The following is an 18,651-nucleotide window of genomic DNA, read 5'->3' on the forward strand; positions in this document are numbered from 1 at the left end:
GGCATTAAAGCAAACCTCGGAGGCAGCATGACAGTAATCAGCATCAATCAAGCAAAGCAGCAGAGAGAGCGAGACGAGGCAGAGTTACGACGAATGAGGGAATGGGCGGAACAGCTTTATCGAACGCTTGAGGTTGTCAACGAGCGTGAGCGCGAGCTGGTTAATCGCTTGGGTACAAACAAGCCAACAGGCCCGGAGGTCGCTTAATGCTAACTGATATCAAATCAGCTATCGAACTCGCTAAAGCAAAGCGAGATGAAGCGCTACTGAAGCATATCCACGGCAAATATTGGCCGGTTCACTATGTCGTTACTCAGTTTCGCAATCGACTAGAAGTCGTGCGAGAAGACCGGGCGGTCAACAGCGTTATGTATTCGACGAGAAATTTCGGCACTGTTAACACTGACGGGGTGGCTGTATGAAGATAGAGCGTGATTATGAATTGCTTGTAACTCTGGCTGGCGTTCGTAGCGCTTCAGATATGCGCAGGCTATTTGGCAACGGATGGAAAACCATTAACCACTCTCAGCAGGGATGGATTCGCCACTTAATGACAGTGTGGGGTGATCATCTTGGTGGTGAGGAGTTCGAACGGGGAGAAATCAACGTCATTGGCCGCCTCATGATGCGTAGTGAGTGGAACGAGCAGAAAGCCAAGCAGATAGAGAAGGTCGTCACAGAATTGCACTGTGAGGGCTACAGAGGGGAAGAGTTACACCGGAAAGCGCGTGATTTGCTAATTCCTCAATCAGCAGCAGGTAACATCATCGCTCTCGCCAAAGAATCAGATGATGCTGCCTTTATGGAATCGGTGCTGGTTAAAACGTTCGGAAGAAACAACCCGATCCGCTCTGTAGCCAGATTAAGATACTGCAAACGCAAGAGCTCGCAAAACATGATCAAGTCGCTAATTTACTTCACGGGTATAAGCACGAAAGAGGCCAGGAATAGAATTGAATGGGCGTTAGATATCCTTGAAGGAGAAATGTTTTATGCTGTTAAGCGCCAGATGGAGAAAGAAAATCTACCACTGGCGGCTTAATAGCACGAATAGCTAAAACAAAAGGGCATGAATGCATGTAGATTTGTCATATGCTCGGGAAGTAAAGCGAACTGAGCGGTGAGTCAGGAAAAAGGCGGCAGCCCCTGACTTACTGAAGCTGCCGAATTGGTAACTTCGCCGAAAGGCTGGAACTCCAATCAAGCTGGCTGAGAGGTCAGGATAATAAGCCCTTGCAGAGATGTGAGGGCTTATTGATTTTAGAGCTAAGTGATTTCACTAGTGTCGATAAATGCGGAAGAACAAGGCTGGGTAGCAAATCCCTCTGTCTACCCAAGGCGTTTTCATTTCTTACCGAGACTTTCAGCCAGCATGTTTAAAGCCTTTGTGACTATAGCCGCCTGAGATTCACCGGACTCATTAGAAAGGCGCTCAAGAAGCTCTATTGTATCGACGTGGAGCTTGATTCCTTTAACCTTCACGCCGCGCTTTTCATCGCTTTTCTTCTGAATGTCGGTAATTGACTTAGCCATAAATTAATCCTAAATTATTGGGGTTAGGGTAGAGAGGGGTTTCCCCCTCCCTTTCTGACTGTCTTAGTAAGCTGGCAGGCTAATCACTAAGAGAACAATCAGAATGATGATTAATTTCATCATAACCCTTTCCTCATATTGGCCTCTGCTTCGGTAGGGGCCTTTCCCGTTTCAACGTCTTGCTGATGGAATTAATTATAGGTTAACCTATATATTTAGGCAAGATGTTTTTAGTGTTATATAGAAAATAATCAACCTTTTAAGGCCCACTTCGTTGGGCCTTTTTTATTGCCAAAATTTTGAGCCACGCCAATCAGCGACCCTTAAACCATTTCTCCATGTGGCGGCGGCTCTACCCATTTGACTACAGCGACACAGCCCATTCATTGGGAGGTGAGAGATATGCGTATGCCCGATAAACAGCCCGACATCTGGGCGCAAATAATTTTATGGCTGCTATCAGTCAAAGAGCAGGGTGTTGGTGCTCTACTGGCGGCCACAATGGCCTATCTGAGAGGCCGGTACAACGGCGGCAAGTTCTGGCGAACAGTTATCGACGCCATCATGTGCGCAATGATCGCCTGGTTTGTCCGTGACCTGCTGGACTTCGTGGGCCTGAAAACAGACTTGGGCTATATCGCGAGTGTGTTTATCGGTTACTTGGGCACTGACTATTTCGGCGGTTTGCTTCGTCGCGTAATTGGCAGCAAGACAAATACGGGGTCGCCAGATGCAAATTAGCCAGAACGGCATTAACAAGTTAAAGGTTGAAGAGGGCGAAAGGCTTTCTGCTTACCTTGATTCTCGCGGCATTCCGACAATCGGCGTCGGTCACACTGGCTCAGTTGATGGCAAGCCTGTAGCAATCGGAATGGCTATCTCTAAAGATAAGTCTAGCGAACTGCTACGCTCAGACTTGGCGTGGGTAGAAAAAACCATCGCTGTTTCTGTCAAAGCTCCGCTGAATCAAAATCAGTATGACGCACTGTGCAGTCTGATATTCAACATCGGAGCTTCTGCATTCAATAGCTCTACTGTGTTGCGAAAGCTTAACGCAAAAGATTATGCCGGTTCTGCTGATGCTTTTTTGATGTGGAAGAAAGCCGGTAACGACCTGGATATTCTTCTCCCTCGCCGCAAGCGCGAAAGAGCGTTGTTTCTATCATGATAAAGCTAAGCCCAACTGTGATTCTTTATGTCCTAGCTTTCTTTGGTGGGGCATCAATTGCTTTCGCCGTTCAATCGCTCCGTTGGGAGGCTGACGTATCGGCCATTAATCTTGCTCACGACGAATCGCTAAAGAAGATAAGCGATAAGGCGCTAGTTGATTTATCAGAAGCCAATGAACGAGCAAACAAGGCTAACTCATTAATTGCAGCGCTCGACGATAAACACACATCGGAACTATCAAATGCTCTCGCAAATAATCAAAAGCTTGCCGATGATGTTGCCGCTGGCTCTCGCCGGGTGCGCATGGCCACAGCAGATCTTGCAACCTGTCAGCTCAGTAAGGCCACAACTAGCGGCACCGGCAGCTTGGGCAATGCAACCCAAGTCGAACTCACTCGAACTGCTGGACAAAACATTCTCGATATCCGATCCGGAATAATTTCAGACCAAGCCAAGCTTGAGTATTTGCAAGGCTACGTAAAGACGATAGAGGAAGCTAAAAATGGCAACATTCCCAAGTAAGAACTACCAACAGCAATACGACGAGCAAATGAAAGAAATCGAGGACGCGCAGCGACAGGCTCAGGCATCCTGATAGGTCATCACAAGAGCCATCATGTGTGGCTCTGATAATGATTTATTCCACAGCCTCGGCATAGTCCGGGGCTTTTTTTCGTCTGTAGTAAATCTCCGCGCATCGCAGCGCATCTCAACGAGAGTCTTTCAGAAAGCTGAGCCTGAGAATTGCCGTTATAGGTGGCGACCTCTCTCGGGCGGCTTTTCTGTGCGAACAGGCTCGCTTTCTAAAAGGTAAACGCAATGACTCAAATAGAAAAAGTAGAGGCGATTGATTTTCGCCAACTCATCTCCGCATCTGATGGCGAACCGGTAACGGATACATTCCAGATCGCAAAGGCATTTGGTAAGCGTCATCAGCATGTCATCCGAGCGCTTGAAGGAATTCAATGCTCAGCTGAATTCTCGAAGGCCCACTTTTGGGTTTCCGAGAAAATCAATGAGTTAGGGATATTCGATAAAAAGCAGAAGTATTATCGGATGGACTTTAGCGGATTCGTGATGCTCGTAATGGGGTTTAACGGTGCCAAAGCCGCAACCATCAAAGAGGCTTACATTAATGCCTTTAACTGGATGACTGCTGAGCTGAGAAAATACAGCCAGAGTCACGAGGCTGAGCGCAACGCTGTAATGCTCGAATATATGAAAGAAAAAGACGTTGCCAGCATGTCTGGTCGATTGCTAAGCCGCTGGGGTCGAGTTAAGAAACCACAGTTACTTGCTCAAATTGAGCGGATAGAACAGAAGTCGCAAATAAACATTCCAGGCTTGCCGTCTTGATTGATTTTATAAAACTCTGCCAAGCGTCACCATAATGGCGCTTCACAGAATTTTATGTAGGTTTCATAGTGCGAAGGTGGCGCTCAATCACGGGCTGATATTTCGTGGCATAGAGGAATGTTCTAAATGGCGACCAAAAAGAAAACTGGCCGCCCTTCTGATTATCTACCAGAGGTGGCTGCAGACATATGTTCACTGCTTGCTGATGGTGAAAATCTGCGCAAGGTGTGCGAGTGCCTAAAAGAGATCCTGGAATGGAGATTTAAGCTCTTCTTCTAAAATATTTTTAGCTTCTTGATAATCATTGCCCATTTTACCAATGGCGCCTATACCATCTGAATGGGAAGCAGCCATTTTTCCATGAAAAAGCACATTGAAAGTATGTGTTATTTCGGCGGTAATATCCCCGTGATTTCCCCAAAGTTTTGGGTTACGGTTTCTCTCAGTGACTACATCAAAAACAAGGGCTATCAAATCTGCCATGTTCTCCTTGTTAAACATTCCTCCATTTGACACGGGCATCATCAGTAATTTTTTAGCGTCAGGGAATGCTCTGCGATCAGTGAAAAATGTACTAAACGCGCCGTAAACGCAATTAATCATGCCTGCTATAGTGGATGGTGTTGCAATCAACCCATTGTAAAATTCTCGATTGCCCTGTTGGTATTTATGCTGGCAAAAATCATCCAAATTCAAATTTTACTCCTGAGATTTATTAGATGGCATTCACCGACAAAGAAGAAATCTTCTGTTGTGAGTGCCTCATCAATGTGAGTGCCTCATCAATGTGAGTGGCAATTAATCTGCCACCTAGCAATTAACGGCAACAAGAAATTTAACTTTAGTAAAAAGGGTAAGCAAATGACCAAACCAGATTGGGAGGCCATCGAATCGGCATACCGAGCTGGTTCCTTGTCCATTCGAGCTATTGCAGAAAAGCATGGTGTAAGTGACACCGCAATCCGCAAGAGAGCAACGCTTCATAACTGGCAGCGTGACCTTACCGAAAAGGTAAAGACAGCCACCAAGCTAAAGCTTGTTCGCACAGAGGTTCGCAATAGTGGTTCGCAGGAAGGTTCGCGAACCGATGAAGAGATTATCGACGAAGCCTCTGATGAAACTGCGCAGCTGGTATTAAGCCACCGCGACGGATTGAGGGGCTGGCGAGAGATTACGAATAAGCTCCGAGAGTTCGTTGAAGACACGGACATTACTACAGAGAACCACGCCTCAATGGCTCGCACTATCGCCGCTGGCGTCGATGCTCAAATCAAAGTGATTACCGCAGAGCGAAAAGCCTACAACCTCGATACCGAGGAAGGCAATAAGTCAGTCGATGGCATCTCTGACCTAATGGATTCATTGTCTCAGGGGGCGTAATGAAACCTGAGCACCTCAAGCTGCTGGCTAATAAAGACTGGCGGCTGAACAATCTGTATTGGATCACCGACAAAGAAGGCAAGCCTGTTCGCTTCAAGATGACACCTGAGCAGCGCGAATACTTCGAGGGAATCCACACCCGAAACATCATTCTTAAGGCTCGACAGCTAGGTTTCACAACCGAGGTTTGCATCATTCAGTTGGACGCTGCTCTGTTCGAGTCTGCTAAGTGCGCTTTGATTGCCCACACGCTTAACGATGCAAGGCGACTATTCCGAGAAAAGGTAAAGTATGCCTATGACCGGCTTCCTGTAGAAATAAGAGCTGCTAACCCTGCGAGCAATGACTCAGCTGGAGAGCTAGTTTTCAAGAAGGGCGGATCACTGTACGTCAGCACCTCATTTCGTGGCGGCACGTTGCGTTACCTGCACGTTTCCGAGTTCGGCAAGATATGCGCTAAGTATCCAGATAAAGCGCGTGAGATTGTTACTGGTGCGTTTGAGGCGGTATCTACGGATTGCTTCACTACCATCGAGAGTACGGCAGAAGGCCGGGCGGGTTACTTCTTCGATTACTGCCAGACGGCTGAGAAAGCGAAACTCCAAGGTAAGCAGCTCTCTAACCTCGATTGGAAGTTCTTCTTCTTCACTTGGTGGAGAAACCCGCAGTACGCAATTGACCCGGTAGAGCCTCTTCCAGAGCGCCTGGTTGATTACTTCGCCGAGATGGAAGCCAAGCATGGCGTAACTCTCAACGAGCGCCAGAAAGCATGGTATTACGCCAAAGAGAAGACCCTTGGCGATGATATGAAGCGGGAATATCCAACTATCCCCGCAGAGGCATTCCAGCAGTCTGTCGAGGGCGCTTACTACGCTAAACAGTTCCGCTGGCTCTACACCAATAAACGCATTGGCACCCTGCCTGATAACTCGCATCAGTTGGTTCACACATTCTGGGATATCGGCGTGAGTGATTCAACGGCTATCTGGTTCGTGCGAGAAATTGGCGAAGAGTTCCACATCATCGACTACTACGAAAACTCAGGCGAGGGATTAAGGCACTACATGAAGGTGCTAAAAGACCGGGGCTATGAGTACGGAGAACACTGGGGCCCGCATGACATTGAGAACCGCGAGTTTGGTTCTGATGCGAAATCACGCCGCGAACTTGCAGCAGAAGGCTACGAAATTGACGGAAAGATTTACTCGTTGAATTTCTATGTAGTGCCTAAAGCTAACGTGGATACTGGCATTGAGTCCGTGCGTGAAATACTTCTCAGATGCGTATTCGATCAGTCTAAGTGCGAGGAAGGGATATCGCACTTAGAGGGATACCGAAAAGAGTGGGATGACAAGCGCGGGTGTTGGAAAGATAAGCCACTTCATGATCATACATCGCACGGATCTGATGGATTCAGATATTTCGCCATAGCTAAATCAGGCAAGAAGGCCGCAACCGATCTAACTTTCACATGGTAATCACATGGCAGACCAAAACATTGACTATCGCCACCCGGCATACACTGAGTTCTTGCCCGAGTGGGTGATGATTGGTGACTGTGTTGATGGTGAGCGAAAGATTAAGCAAAAAAAAGGCATATACCTACCAAACCCTAGTCCTGACCCGCTAAAGGATGACCCGGACGGTAAGCGATACACGGATTATTTGAATCGCGCTGCATTTATCAATGCGACCGGCAGGACGCTAATTAGCCTGGTGGGAATTGCGTTTAGTAAAGCGCCAAAGATTGAGCTTGATGGTGAAATTGAAGAGCTATCTTCTGACGCTGATGGGGAAGGCCAGCCGTTAACTCAGTTGATAAGGGATGCGCTTAGCCAAACATTGCAGCGCGGCAGGGCTGGATTGCTAACTGATTACACCTCATCCGGCATTCAGACAGAGGCCAGTAAAGGACGCCCCGTCCTTCGCCTATTCACTGCCAAGCAGATAATTAACTGGCGAGTCACAAAGGGTAAAACATCGCTAATAGTCATTCATTATGTCGAGCCAAGAGATGACCCGGAAAGCTTTGAGATTACGTTAAATAATTTCTGGATTGAGCTGAGGCTGATTGATGGCAAGGCATATTCTCGCCTTTGGACTGATTCGGGTGGCGATGGAATTTCATTTGGTCTGATGCGAGAGCTAGCGGACTCAGCGGGCATGCCGCTTCGTGAATTACCATGGGCTTGGATTGGTTCAGCTAACAATGATCACACGCCAGACGCACCACCACTTGCTGATATCGCATATACGAACATCAAGCATTATCAAGCCGAGGCTGATATAGCCGAGTCTGCGCACACGGTAGGACAGCCAATGGTTGCGGTTACAGGATTAGACCAGCAATGGGCGAAAGATTTTCTCCCCAACGGCTTCATCGTTGGATCTCGTAGTGGTTTATCCTTGCCAAAAGGTGCAGACCTCAAATTTGCACAGCCGGAAGATAGGAACCTGGTGGTGACGGTTGCCGAGCGCCGAGAAAAGCAACTCGCAATGCTTGGGGCTAAACTCGTAGAGAGAAATACCTCTGCCAGAACGGCAACACAGGCCGGGGATGAGGCACAAACTGATAACTCAATCCTTTCGCTTTGTGCCGGGAACGTAGAGCAAGCGATCAATAGGGCGCTAAAGTTTGCATCTGACTTTGCAGGCGGCGGCGCGGGCAGTGTCGAGCTTAATAAGCAATACGACATAGCAAGTCTTGATTCCCCAGCCATCACTGCATTAATGGGTGCCGTACAGTCTGGCAACATGCGTAAGATCGATTTCATTCGATATCAGCAACGCATTGGCCTTGTTCCTGCTGCAGATAAGCCAGAAGACATTCTGGACGAATTGGATATGCAACAGCCAGGCGGATTAAACGCCGCAATAATGAGCGTTCAGCAAAGTCGAATGCAGGAGTGATAATCCGTGGCGGACTCTATTTTTGATAATGCTGTCATGGTTCAGTCCATGCTCGAAAGGTTAAAGGCGGGCCAGTCTGCCGAAAGTAGGGAAATAGGTATAGAGATTCGCCGGGCGGTTGCTGCCGCTTTGGCTGATTTCTCGGGCCCCATCACATCAAAAAGCCGAGCTGATGCCATTGCAAGGGCATTGAAAAGAGAGTTAAAGCCGGTGCTTGATAAGCATGTGGCTCTTTTAATGGATTCAGCTGAAAGGGCGTCTCTACAGCTTGCGGAGCTTGAATACATGAGCTTTGTCCAAGTTTTTGGCGACGACATTGTCAAAAAGGCAGGCTATGACTCACTCATGAAGTCACTGCGCAACAATCCGATGTCGTTAAAAAACTGGAATGGCCCGCTATACCTGCCGGATTTCATTGATGCATGGGGTGTAATGGCTGCCACTCAAGCAACTAATGAAGTTGCCAGGGTATTTGCTAGTAATGGCACCGTTAGCGATCTGCAAGAGTCAATCAACGGCAGTGCGTCTAATTATGGCGCTGGTGCCCTTATCGGTAAGATGGTGCTCGACTATGACGCGATAGCTAAAACATCGTTACAGCATGCGCATAGCATGTCTGCTGTTGAGTTTTACATGGAAAACCAAGATATCGTTGACGAGGAAGAGTTCGCGGCGATATTAGACAACAAAACATCAATGCTTTGCCGATCTCTGGATGGTACCACTTACCCTGTCGGAAAGGGGCCAAGGCCACCGCTGCATATCCGCTGCCGTTCTAGAATGCTACCGGTGATAAATAAACGCTTCCGCGCAATGATGAAACAAGATGCTCCGGGTGATTCAGTCTATGGTGAGGAAACCTATTACCAGTGGCTTGATCGACAATCAGCAAAGCGTCAGGACATCATTCTTGGGCCAACTCGAGGGAAGTTGTTCCGTGATGGCGGACTAACGCCTGAGCAGTTCGCTAAGTTGCAACTTCATAAAAACTTTAAGCCGATGACTCTCGATGACATGAAGAAGGCCGCGCCAGATGCATTTGAGCGAGCAGGGTTGAAATAATTGTGTTACTTCTAGTGGGAATGGAGATAGCCATGGAGCCATTATGAAGCAAGTAGACGCAGAAAACCTTCTGCATGAAATTATTCTGGATTCATCTGACAGCTATACGGTGGATTTTGAAAGGCTTATACCTTTTATCAAAGAAAAATACGGTCTTGATAAATATCTTTCCCTGCAAGAGCACGGGATTGCAAATCTATTAGAGCATGGTGTGGGGAAAGGATGGTATGAGCTCGGCTGCGATACAAGCCTGATTACAGGTGACAAAGGTATAGTGACGATAACCATCAAGTACCCATAAATTATTGAACTATTAATAGTATTTAACTCTGACCCCGCCATAGTGCGGGGTTTTTTATTGCCTGCGATCTGAGGTCGCAACATCTAACCCGAGGTTATAGATGACCATTAAATTTAAAGTCACCAAAGAAGAATTTGACGCGCTAACAGATGAGCAAAAAACGCTGTACTCAGAAAGTGGCGATGGATACCAACTGGCTATTGACGGCTTGCCAGATGTTAGCGGCCTGAGCAAAAAGGTTGATGAGCTGTTAGGCGAGAAGAAAGCCGAGCAAGAGAAGCGCCGGACTGCAGAAGAGGCAGCAAAGAAAGCAGCAGAAGAACAGGCCCGTAAAAGTGGTGATATCGAGTCACTGGAGAAAAGCTGGCAAGAAAAGCTAACGGCCCGTGAAAACGAATTGCTATCGACAATTAGCGGGCATGAAAAGCGGCTTCAAACCCTCTTGGTAGATAACGTAGCTCAGTCTCTGGCAACAAAATTAGCTGGAGATGGCGCGGAAATTATCACTCCACATATCAAAACGAGACTCATTGTTGAGGATGGGAAAACGAGGGTTATTGACGCGGAGGGCAAGCCATCGGCGGCAACTCTTGAAGACCTAGAAAAAGAATTCCGTAACAACAAGCTTTTTGCGCCAGTTGTTATTGGTAGCAAGGCTTCCGGTACTGGTGGTATCGGCAGCCAGCCCTTCGCCAGCGGCGGCGGCAAAAAATGGAGTGACTACTCCGAAGCTGAACGTATCCAGCTATTCAGAGAAAATCCCGAGGAATTCAAACGCCTCCAAGCAACTCAAAATCAATAAAGAGGTAACGCCGCATGGCATCTACACGTCTTACTGACATTTTTATCAGCGATTATTACCAAACCATCGCACCGGTAAACAGCCCGGAAAAAACCGCTGTTTATAATTCTGGCATTATCACTCGCCTTCCTGCACTTGATGAGATCGCTAAAAACGGACAGGGCACGGCAACAATTAGCTACTGGCAGGATTTGGACGCAGATGAGGCACCAAACGCATCTACCGATGACCCTGACCAAATTGGCGCGGTTGGCAAAGCAACCCAAGGAAGCATGACAGCTCGAACCCTGTACCTTAACAAAGGTTATGGTGTTGCTGACTTGGCGTCAGAACTGGCAAATAGCGACCCAATGACTCAGATTCGTAACCGTTTCGGCACATACTGGACTCGCCAGTGGCAACGCTACTTGATTGGCGCTTCTCGCGGCATCATTGCATCGAACATCGCCAACAACAACGGCGATATGGTTATCGAGCAAAGCGGTAGCATCAAGGCTCAAAACTTCATTGATGCAGCATATACAGCAGGCGATGCGGCTGATGGATTCTCGGCCTTGGGTGTTCATTCCGTTGTTATGAAGCAGATGGCCGAGCAAGACCTAATCGAATACCTGCGAGATTCTACCGGGCAAATTATCCTCCGCACTTATCTTGGCAAGCCAATCTTTATGGATGACAGTCTGAAAGCGGCTGATGGGCGCTACCTGTCGGTGTTCTTCGGCTCTGGTGCGTTTGGTTACGGCATGGGTAGCCCGCACACTCCAGTTGAACTTCAGCGCAAGGCTGATGGTGGTAATGGCGGTGGTGCCGAAGTGCTGTGGGAGCGAAACACTTACATTATTCAACCGGCCGGATTTAGCTGGAAGGGTGAGGGTGATCCGAGCAAAACACCAAGCTATACAAACATGGCTGATGCTGCTAACTGGTCTCGAGTGTTTGACCGCAAGCAAGTTCCTTTTGCGGCGGTACTTAGTGGCACTGCAACGCCTCCACCACAGGGAAAGGCAGCTAAAGAGTAAGGGGCGGTCATGGCAATGCAGATAACGGCAGCGCAGGTTAAACAGCAGTTATCTGCGCTTGGCTATGAGGCTCCTGATTTCATCATTGACGCCTATCTGAGTAAGGTTAATTCGATTGATGCCTGTCTGGACGGGGCGGGCTATGACGATTGCGACCAGTTATTGATAAAGGTTTATGCAGTCGTACTAATGCTTGCCTCGTCCGATGTTCGGAAAATTGCATCACAATCCTCGCCTTCTGGCGCATCCCGGTCATTTAAATATTTCGACGATGGCAGGGCTTCTCTGCGCTCTGCATTGTTGAAATTGGATGTGTCAGGTTGCACTGACTCTCTTCCAATAGATAGCGGTGGTGGTGTCGTCCAGTTCAAAGTTGTGAGAGGGTAGGAATGGCAGAAGAAAACGAGCAGAAGGAAGAAAATCCAGATTGCGAGACATGTCCAAAATGCCCAGGCTGCCCAGATCAGTATGAGGAATACCTATCATGAGTGCAACTGCAAATTGGTCGTATAGCGGAGTTGCCACTTTCTGGAAGCAACAAGGGATTGGAGAGAACGGCGACCCGCTAGGTTATGCGGCACCGGTTCAAATCCTCTGCGACTACGGCGGTGATACTACTGCACGACTTGGTTCGATTGGTGTGGAAATCAACATCAAGAACACTTTCTGGACTGAGTTCGCTGATGCCGAGAAGGGTGATTACATCCTAATTGGCCCATCGGATAACCCTGACCCCGTCGAGGCTGGCGCTGACGAGGTAATGCACGTCATTCGATACGCTGACACATTCGACCGCATTGCAGACGACTACGCGATAATTACAGGGGTTTAGCATGGGAGTGAAAGCAAGAGGCATTCGACAGGCTCAAGCAAAGCTAAATAGTATTGTTGGCGATATCGTCGGACGCAAAGCAATGCGAGCCATTCACTCTGTATTGCTAATCGGCGGATCGCAAGCGGCAATTTACACACCAATAGACACATCAACTCTTATTAATTCGCAGTTTCGAGATGTTTCAGTAAATGGCACAAGAATAACCGGGCGTGTTGGTTATTCTGCTAATTATGCTGTGTTCGTTCACGACCCGGCTGTTAAGCAGAATTTCCGCAGGCCAACAGCTCAGAAAGAGTTCTTAACTAAGGGATTTGAGGATACAAGCGAGCAGCGAGATGCGGTTATTAAGAAGGAGATGCAGTTATGACGCCAGCTATGTATCTCCGAGTTCGAGACTTGATGATCAGTTCCGGGCTAACGGCCGGTTTTATTGTTCAGCGCCTGCTGTGGACTGATACAGGAAAGCTAACAGATGGGTTCATTGTGTTCAGGCCGTCTGGCGGCTCTGCTATACGAAATGACTTGGGATCTGATTATTACGTCACTGTTGATGTGATCGGCGCCAAGGGTGACAACACGGCCGCAGAAGATGCCGCGCAGCGGATTATCGACTTTATCCAATCAAATCCAATACCTAACGACTGCATAGGCCACATCGAAAACATGGGTGGCATTCCCGCCCCCGTCCTAACAACTGAGGGCCGATTGGTCTTTAGACTTCAATTCGCTTGCCTGTACGGCGAGTAAAACAAAGAGGTATTAACATGCAAGGTTGTTCAACTGACAACAGTAAGTTGTTCGGTCGCGCCGTCGTGCTTGAGGTTGCGCTGGGCTGTCCTGATGCGCCACCGGCTGAAGCTGATTTGCTGGCCCTGGCCGCAGGCACGTCTAAGGGCTTCGACTTTAGCCCGAACACTGTGACTTCGGACGCTGACGACACCCGCGGCTATGTCGAGAATATCGTCACCAACTCTGACTTCACTATTAGTTTTGAGGGCGAGGTCCGTAAACGCGACAAGCTCGATCAGTTTGGTATTGCCAAGTTCATCAAGTATTACAACGAAGAAGTGAAAAACAGCCGCCAACCAACTATCTGGGTGCGCATGGAGTATGGCCCGGTTACATTCCAGGGTTATATGGTGATCACCGCGCTGAGTTCTGACGGCGGCAGCAATGACATCGTTACGTTCTCAACTGAATTCAAAGTTGCTGATTCTGACACGATTGAAATCACTGACACTGAAGAAGTGGTGCCAGTAACCGGTGTAACGGTAACTCCAGCAACATCTAGCGGCGCTGCTGGCTCAACTGTTCAACTGACGGTCAATGTGGCACCCGCCAACGCAACAAATAAAGGCGGCACATGGAAAAGCTCGGACACTTCTAAAGCAACGGTAAGCACAACCGGCTTGGTTACTCGCGTTGCGGCAGGAGCAGCTAACGTCACATTCACAACGAATGATGGCGCTAAAGTCGGCACCAGTGCAATCACAGTAACAGCGTAATTATCACAGCGGGCATTCATCGAGTGTCCGCGATGATAACTATTTGAGGCTGACATGAACCCTATCAAAGAAATTGGCGAAGCACTGATATCAGACGATAAGCGTGATTATTTCTTTCGGCCATCTTTCGCTAACATGTCTAGAATTGGCGATCCAAAAGAGATTGTGGCGCATTTCGCAGAGTTACACAGTTGCGAGTCATCTGACTTACTTAGTCGCGCCATAGATGCCTACGGGGTTATTCCCGAGTGGCTGGCAAGCATCGTCTTAACGCCTGAATTCAGCAAGAAAACAATAAGCGCGGCGATGGGGGTTATGCAGGCATGCTGCGATGATGATATTTCCCCACTAATCGGTGAGCTTAGGCCGAGCAAAAGGGGAAAAAAGGCATTCACGTACCTTCCCGGCTCAATGTCACTTAACGACATCGTTGTTATCGCTCAGTCTCTTATTACGCATGGCATTATCGGCAAGGCTAAGGTGCGCAAGCTACAGCGCAATGAATCAAACTCATACGTTAACGAGTTTAACGCTTTCGAGTACATTAGCGCCGCTCGCAATCACTTCAACATGCCGCGTTCAGAGGCTGAGCAACTTTCGATGACTGAGTTTCAGTTATTGCTCAACGCTAAATACCCAGAACAAAAAGGATTCACTAAAGAAGAGTATGATAACGTTGCTGATGACTATTTAGCGAAGAAGCAGCGGAAGCTGGATAAGGAGGCATAGCTCGTTCGGGGCTTCCAGCTTTGCGGCATGTTTCTGCATCAGTGTTACATTAGGTGCTGACAGCATGATTTATTACCAATGGTGTTGTACTGATGGTTCAATGGAACTATGATAACTGCGGTTATACAGTTTTTTCTGTAATTGTTGCGCTGAATAGTGCTCATGGTTGGTTTGGTGATCGAGGTTTTTATGAATAAAGTCAATATAATGTCGTTAGCGACTGTGTGCGGGGTTCTTGCTCAGCCTACTGCTATGGCTGAGGCTTTCATTCAATCTCCAGCCCCTGTCGTTTATCGATCAGATGCTGATGGTTTATCTCATGAGAAACTGGCAGAGTTTACCGAACAATTAAGTATCGGCAAATCACTAGTGAAATATATCACTGAAAACGCGGATAATCTTTATTTCAACCTTATTGAGATGAGTGCAGATGAGGCTAGGATTGCTCTTAGTGCGACTGACATAAAAAACTCCCAAGCGTCAGAGTTTTTCCTGCGCGCATTTGAGATAGAAATAAATTCAGCGTCTGAAAAGGAAGGAATGCCAGATTTCATCGTCTCTGAGATGAAGTCTTATGGTCGCCTGATTGCTAGGTCTCGTTCTGTTGTGACTCGTCTTAATGGCTACGTCAAGCAATTGAGCCATCAGCCAAAAACATTTGAAAGTGAAATTAATTTTGACGCGCTCAGGGAGCTGGCTTCAGCTACAAGTGAAAAGCTATCAACTAAACAATTTCATTAAGAAGGTAGCGTCAATTGGCTATTGAAGTTTCCATCAATGAACATACCAAAGCCGACTACTTCGACGCCACATTTGCAAAGTTTCCAGACTTGGAAAAATCGATTCTAGACGACTTCATTAGATACAAATCTACGGATGAATTACCAAGTTATTTTGGATGTGATGTAGCCTATACACAGCCAGAAGGCGCTAGAAAGTCCGGGATGATGCACATCCACCTAAAGCTTCCTCCGGCTGAGTTTCCAAAAAACAAACCACAGGCTGACAGAAAATGTGCAAATGGTGACCCTGAGAATGATGCTTGCTTAGTATATGTGCGTGGTGTGTTATATGAAGATAGATATTCTCTCCTTGCCATATTTAATCCTGACGCTCACGGCATCGCCAGAGATCATCGAGTAATGAATTATCTAAGTCGAGTAGCTCAGCACTTTGTAGATAATAACTAACCCACCGCCCGGTGGGTTTTTGCTTTCTGGCCCACTCATGTGGGCTTTTTATCTAGATAAGGGATAATGGCTGTTGACATACACCCACAACCCACAAGTTGGCCTGGATGAATGTACTTGAAAAACCCAACCCTCATTCCTTTGCGAATGGAGTATTTCTTGTCACTGAGGTTGCGGTGGTCAGGATACTTACATAGGCATTCCTGAAAGATCCATGTAGCTTGTGAGATTCCAATTTTTAACCTGCGGGAAACTTCCAATTCAGGTTTCGTGATAAACCATAGCGTCCTCGCTAGAGTCCCAGATGTGATCTCACTAAGTCCTGTCTTTTCGATAATGCAATTCTTTGATGCGTATAGGTTTGATCCATTCCTAACGACATCTTGGTATAGACCTTTGTGTTTTTTAACGTCAGAAATTAATTTCTTGATAGTCAAAAGTTCGTCGCCCGATGCCTTTTTGAAATTGGCATCGATGATTTCGACTTCTTCCTTGCTCAGTGATTTCATTGAGATCGACCTCATGTGGGCTTTTTCTATTCAGTCCTAGCGCTACGACATTTCCAACAAAAAAACAACCCCAAAAAGGACATCGATTTGCGGCCCTTTTCGATACCAATTTTTATTCATCCCTGAGAGCATGTGATCAAGAAGTACTGCTCTTTAACAATTTGCGCTCAGGGTTGGATTTTTGTTTTGTGGTGGTAGTTGGATGAGTTATCGGGGAATCTCAACAATAAACCCACCTACATCCCATGAGCTATCTGGAACCGTGTAACCTAATTCTTTTAATCGTTTGAAAGTAAGCTGGAAAATACCTTCAAAGTCTTTCTCTTCAATTCCCTCAAGGTCTAGATCGTCAAGTTCAATACAGAAAGTTGTATGTCCGATCCTGATTTTCTTATTAATTTCAGAGAAAGTTCTCGTGAAAATTGTTTCTGAAAGCTCTTCCTTTGCTTTAGTTGCTATACGGATAGCATCTTGAGCTGACACTAATTCGTCGTTAGGCATGCTCTTTAGGAGGGTCGAATCAAGTCTATGAACAATTTCAGCGTTCATGGAGCGACTATTTTCCCTAGCTGCGTTTTCTATTTTTTCTTTTAATTCAAATGGAAGCCTGATTCTTAGCTGTGGGTCTTCTCTGCTCATTCTGGTTGCATGACCTATAAAAATTCACAATTAGTAAATTATGCCCCACGGTGGGGTTGACATCAATGACGCACGGTGTGACACTTCATTCGTGCCTCACGGTGGGGCTATAATTGGAGTGCAGCGTGGAAAAAGCAAAAGATATGTATCAGCGTAAGGTTCGTTTTCCTGAGGATGTTCGCCAGGCAATAGAAAGAAACGGAGAAGAAGAGTGCCGTCAATTCAACACTGAGCTGATCTATCAACTAAGAAAGGCATACGGACTGATTGGTGAAAGAAATGCTCAAGCATGAAAACAACGAAGCCCGGAAGTGCGCTAACACTAACCGGGCCTCTATCGAAAATAACCGCACAGGAAATATCGACATGAACATTGTAGCAAAATCAGATTTGAACTTCCAAGGCAAAGCGATTGTTCCAGTGGCTGGCTTGACGGGAATCTGGCTTACATCTTCTGAGCTGGCTGACGCACTCCAGTACAAAAGCGCGAAGTCAGTAACGAACCTTTTCAACCAGAATGCTGATGAGTTTACCAGCGGAATGACTCAGGTCATTGAATCAGTGACCTCAGGAAACTACCGCAAAAAGGTTCGTGTTTTCTCTCTGCGAGGTGCTCACCTAATTGCAATGTTTGCACGTACTGATGTTGCCAAAGAATTCCGCCGCTGGGTGCTGGACATTCTTGATCGTGAAGTGGCGCAGGGGAATGTACATCCGGCGTTTAACTTTGAATCAGCAGCGTACAACACTCAGGCCATAAATATTCACCTGAGTGCAATCAAAGAAATGTGGCGAGGTGGGTTAGAAGATGCACTTAAGCTAATGGAGTACAAGCATCGTGGGAGTATTAGCGAGCATTTGAGTGATATGTCGTTCCATATTGCTTCACTGAAAATCGGTATTTCACAGCATGCAAAGAATGGAGGGATTCACTGATAGGCGTATGGGATGGCGCAAAAAGAAAAACCAGCAGGTGGGCTGCTGGCATTCAATGGGTATATGAACTTTCGGAGAACATATGAAATCAATTATCAAGCATTTTGAGTTCAAGTCAAGTGATGAGCAAATTGTAAGCATTGACGCGGCTAAGTATAACGGCAAGCCTGTTTTTCTGGCTGTCGAAATGGCCCGCTCTTTGGGGTATGCGGATCCACACAAGGCGCTTAAGCAACACTGCAAGTCATTGATTAATCTTAATTCGGGTGAATCGTCGGAATCAGGTTTTGGATCGCGCCCGAGAGGTGTCATTCTCGCAGGGCAGGCCGACATGTTCCGCCTAATTATGCGCAGTAGTCTTCCATCGGCTGAGCGCGTTCAGGATTGGGTATGTGAAGACGTTCTCCCTGCTCTGATGGAGAGTGGCAGCTATAGCGTGAATAATGAAAAGCCATCTTCCGGCCTTCCTGAATACCGCCGCGCCAAGGCAGAACAACTTAAAGCACAAGCACTCGAGAAGAACATCGCCTCTGCTCGTGAGTTGATGTCGATGTTCCCGCGATTGGGTGACGCTGCCAATCAGGTAATCGTCGCTACTCTGGTTAATCCTCTGCTTGGTCATGAAGTGGTTCCTCTGCCTGTTCTGGAGGAGCGTTACTACACCGCTGGAGACATTTCCGATCAGCTTGGTTGCACAGCTGTCAACAACGGGTTAAAAGTGATCCACTTTTCATCATCACCAACGGTTCAATATTGATCCACCGTTTTACTCAGG

General features: G+C 47.2%; 29 protein-coding genes and 2 pseudogenes. 26 read left to right on the top strand and 5 right to left on the bottom strand.

Going from position 1 to position 18,651, the window contains the following annotated elements:
• The first annotated feature begins 27 nt into the window (after positions 1-27).
• From ACL9RG_RS22225 to ACL9RG_RS22235, 3 genes are read left to right on the top strand one after another with little or no spacing between them, the layout of a single operon-like run.
• Entirely contained in the window at positions 28-207 is a 180-nt protein-coding gene (locus ACL9RG_RS22225; RefSeq protein ID WP_422794855.1) for a hypothetical protein, read from the top strand.
• Positions 207-422 carry a hypothetical protein gene (locus ACL9RG_RS22230; RefSeq protein WP_422794829.1) on the top strand — a complete coding sequence of 72 codons (216 nt, stop codon included), beginning with the start codon at positions 207-209 and terminating at the stop codon, positions 420-422. Before ACL9RG_RS22225 ends, ACL9RG_RS22230 begins: the two co-directional genes overlap by 1 nt.
• Positions 419-1,042, top strand: coding sequence for a hypothetical protein (locus tag ACL9RG_RS22235; RefSeq protein WP_422794830.1), 624 nt, complete (start codon positions 419-421; stop codon positions 1,040-1,042). Before ACL9RG_RS22230 ends, ACL9RG_RS22235 begins: the two co-directional genes overlap by 4 nt.
• Positions 1,043-1,344: 302 nt before the next feature.
• Here ACL9RG_RS22235 and ACL9RG_RS22240 read toward each other — a convergent pair whose 3' ends face one another.
• Together ACL9RG_RS22240 and ACL9RG_RS22245 are read right to left on the bottom strand one after the other, a co-directional pair.
• Entirely contained in the window at positions 1,345-1,533 is a 189-nt protein-coding gene (locus ACL9RG_RS22240; RefSeq protein WP_422794831.1) for a hypothetical protein, read from the bottom strand.
• Between the two features lie 63 nt (positions 1,534-1,596).
• Positions 1,597-1,656 carry a type I toxin-antitoxin system Ibs family toxin gene (locus ACL9RG_RS22245; protein WP_145512522.1) on the bottom strand — a complete coding sequence of 20 codons (60 nt, stop codon included), beginning with the start codon at positions 1,654-1,656 and terminating at the stop codon, positions 1,597-1,599.
• Between the two features lie 279 nt (positions 1,657-1,935).
• Between ACL9RG_RS22245 and ACL9RG_RS22250 the strand changes: the two genes are divergently transcribed.
• The 5 genes and pseudogenes from ACL9RG_RS22250 to ACL9RG_RS22270 all read left to right on the top strand — a co-directional run.
• The gene (locus tag ACL9RG_RS22250; RefSeq protein WP_422794832.1) at positions 1,936-2,274 is read left to right on the top strand and encodes a phage holin, lambda family; all 339 of its coding nucleotides are present in this window, start codon (positions 1,936-1,938) and stop codon (positions 2,272-2,274) included.
• Positions 2,264-2,701: a lysozyme gene (locus tag ACL9RG_RS22255; protein WP_422794833.1), complete on the top strand. Its 438-nt coding sequence runs from the start codon at positions 2,264-2,266 to the stop codon at positions 2,699-2,701. The genes ACL9RG_RS22250 and ACL9RG_RS22255 overlap by 11 nt, the downstream gene beginning before the upstream one ends.
• Positions 2,698-3,225 (top strand): lysis system i-spanin subunit Rz, encoded by a 528-nt coding sequence (locus tag ACL9RG_RS22260; RefSeq protein WP_422794834.1) that lies wholly within the window; start codon positions 2,698-2,700, stop codon positions 3,223-3,225. The genes ACL9RG_RS22255 and ACL9RG_RS22260 overlap by 4 nt, the downstream gene beginning before the upstream one ends.
• 297 nt (positions 3,226-3,522) lie before the next feature.
• On the top strand, positions 3,523-4,059 hold the full coding sequence (locus ACL9RG_RS22265; protein ID WP_422794835.1) for a Rha family transcriptional regulator: 537 nt from the start codon (positions 3,523-3,525) through the stop codon (positions 4,057-4,059).
• Positions 4,060-4,185: 126 nt separating this feature from the next.
• A pseudogene (locus ACL9RG_RS22270) lies at positions 4,186-4,293 on the top strand (ubiquitin carboxyl-hydrolase); the annotation flags it as partial.
• 3 nt (positions 4,294-4,296) lie between these two features.
• On the opposite strand, the gene ACL9RG_RS22275 reads toward ACL9RG_RS22270, so the two are convergent.
• Positions 4,297-4,755: a hypothetical protein gene (locus tag ACL9RG_RS22275; protein ID WP_422794836.1), complete on the bottom strand. Its 459-nt coding sequence runs from the start codon at positions 4,753-4,755 to the stop codon at positions 4,297-4,299.
• A 216-nt stretch (positions 4,756-4,971) separates the two neighbouring features.
• Between ACL9RG_RS22275 and ACL9RG_RS22280 the strand changes: the two genes are divergently transcribed.
• The 15 genes from ACL9RG_RS22280 (at position 4,972) to ACL9RG_RS22350 (ending at position 15,792) form a co-directional block, all read left to right on the top strand.
• On the top strand, positions 4,972-5,439 hold the full coding sequence (locus tag ACL9RG_RS22280; protein ID WP_422794837.1) for a hypothetical protein: 468 nt from the start codon (positions 4,972-4,974) through the stop codon (positions 5,437-5,439).
• Positions 5,439-6,917 carry a terminase gene (locus ACL9RG_RS22285; RefSeq protein ID WP_422794838.1) on the top strand — a complete coding sequence of 493 codons (1,479 nt, stop codon included), beginning with the start codon at positions 5,439-5,441 and terminating at the stop codon, positions 6,915-6,917. Before ACL9RG_RS22280 ends, ACL9RG_RS22285 begins: the two co-directional genes overlap by 1 nt.
• Before the next feature lie 4 nt (positions 6,918-6,921).
• The gene (locus tag ACL9RG_RS22290; RefSeq protein ID WP_422794839.1) at positions 6,922-8,349 is read left to right on the top strand and encodes a DUF4055 domain-containing protein; all 1,428 of its coding nucleotides are present in this window, start codon (positions 6,922-6,924) and stop codon (positions 8,347-8,349) included.
• A 6-nt stretch (positions 8,350-8,355) separates the two neighbouring features.
• On the top strand, positions 8,356-9,411 hold the full coding sequence (locus ACL9RG_RS22295; RefSeq protein ID WP_422794840.1) for a phage head morphogenesis protein: 1,056 nt from the start codon (positions 8,356-8,358) through the stop codon (positions 9,409-9,411).
• Between the two features lie 43 nt (positions 9,412-9,454).
• On the top strand, positions 9,455-9,712 hold the full coding sequence (locus tag ACL9RG_RS22300; RefSeq protein ID WP_422794841.1) for a hypothetical protein: 258 nt from the start codon (positions 9,455-9,457) through the stop codon (positions 9,710-9,712).
• Positions 9,713-9,812: 100 nt separating this feature from the next.
• Complete coding sequence (locus ACL9RG_RS22305) at positions 9,813-10,514, top strand: hypothetical protein (RefSeq protein ID WP_422794842.1); 702 nt, start codon at positions 9,813-9,815, stop codon at positions 10,512-10,514.
• 14 nt (positions 10,515-10,528) lie between these two features.
• Positions 10,529-11,533, top strand: a complete 1,005-nt coding sequence (locus ACL9RG_RS22310; protein ID WP_422794843.1) for a phage coat protein — start codon at positions 10,529-10,531, stop codon at positions 11,531-11,533.
• 9 nt (positions 11,534-11,542) lie between these two features.
• The gene (locus tag ACL9RG_RS22315; RefSeq protein WP_422794844.1) at positions 11,543-11,920 is read left to right on the top strand and encodes a DUF7370 family protein; all 378 of its coding nucleotides are present in this window, start codon (positions 11,543-11,545) and stop codon (positions 11,918-11,920) included.
• A gap of 97 nt (positions 11,921-12,017) precedes the next feature.
• Positions 12,018-12,365, top strand: a complete 348-nt coding sequence (locus ACL9RG_RS22320) for a hypothetical protein (RefSeq protein ID WP_422794845.1) — start codon at positions 12,018-12,020, stop codon at positions 12,363-12,365.
• 1 nt (position 12,366) lies between these two features.
• Entirely contained in the window at positions 12,367-12,735 is a 369-nt protein-coding gene (locus ACL9RG_RS22325; protein ID WP_422794846.1) for an HK97 gp10 family phage protein, read from the top strand.
• Positions 12,732-13,115, top strand: a complete 384-nt coding sequence (locus ACL9RG_RS22330; protein WP_422794847.1) for a phage tail termination protein — start codon at positions 12,732-12,734, stop codon at positions 13,113-13,115. The genes ACL9RG_RS22325 and ACL9RG_RS22330 overlap by 4 nt, the downstream gene beginning before the upstream one ends.
• A gap of 17 nt (positions 13,116-13,132) precedes the next feature.
• Complete coding sequence (locus ACL9RG_RS22335; protein WP_422794848.1) at positions 13,133-13,873, top strand: Ig-like domain-containing protein; 741 nt, start codon at positions 13,133-13,135, stop codon at positions 13,871-13,873.
• A gap of 54 nt (positions 13,874-13,927) precedes the next feature.
• Positions 13,928-14,602, top strand: coding sequence for a DUF6246 family protein (locus ACL9RG_RS22340; protein ID WP_422794849.1), 675 nt, complete (start codon positions 13,928-13,930; stop codon positions 14,600-14,602).
• Positions 14,603-14,791: 189 nt separating this feature from the next.
• Positions 14,792-15,343: a hypothetical protein gene (locus ACL9RG_RS22345; RefSeq protein WP_422794850.1), complete on the top strand. Its 552-nt coding sequence runs from the start codon at positions 14,792-14,794 to the stop codon at positions 15,341-15,343.
• 14 nt (positions 15,344-15,357) lie between these two features.
• Positions 15,358-15,792, top strand: a complete 435-nt coding sequence (locus tag ACL9RG_RS22350; protein WP_422794851.1) for a type II toxin-antitoxin system YafO family toxin — start codon at positions 15,358-15,360, stop codon at positions 15,790-15,792.
• 35 nt (positions 15,793-15,827) lie between these two features.
• Here ACL9RG_RS22350 and ACL9RG_RS22355 read toward each other — a convergent pair whose 3' ends face one another.
• Complete coding sequence (locus tag ACL9RG_RS22355; protein WP_422794852.1) at positions 15,828-16,301, bottom strand: hypothetical protein; 474 nt, start codon at positions 16,299-16,301, stop codon at positions 15,828-15,830.
• 207 nt (positions 16,302-16,508) lie between these two features.
• Positions 16,509-16,940 (bottom strand): Arc family DNA-binding protein, encoded by a 432-nt coding sequence (locus ACL9RG_RS22360; protein WP_422794853.1) that lies wholly within the window; start codon positions 16,938-16,940, stop codon positions 16,509-16,511.
• A gap of 125 nt (positions 16,941-17,065) precedes the next feature.
• Between ACL9RG_RS22360 and ACL9RG_RS22365 the strand changes: the two genes are divergently transcribed.
• From ACL9RG_RS22365 to ACL9RG_RS22375, 3 genes and pseudogenes are all read left to right on the top strand, one after another.
• Entirely contained in the window at positions 17,066-17,233 is a 168-nt protein-coding gene (locus ACL9RG_RS22365) for an Arc family DNA-binding protein (protein WP_422794854.1), read from the top strand.
• 73 nt (positions 17,234-17,306) lie between these two features.
• On the top strand, positions 17,307-17,876 hold the full coding sequence (locus tag ACL9RG_RS22370; RefSeq protein ID WP_422794856.1) for a BRO-N domain-containing protein: 570 nt from the start codon (positions 17,307-17,309) through the stop codon (positions 17,874-17,876).
• An 82-nt stretch (positions 17,877-17,958) separates the two neighbouring features.
• Positions 17,959-18,630: pseudogene (locus ACL9RG_RS22375) on the top strand (BRO-N domain-containing protein); the annotation flags it as partial.
• Positions 18,631-18,651 lie beyond the last annotated feature (21 nt).

This window comes from Rouxiella sp. Mn2063 (genome assembly GCF_049319665.1).
GTDB lineage: Bacteria > Pseudomonadota > Gammaproteobacteria > Enterobacterales > Enterobacteriaceae > JBMOUD01.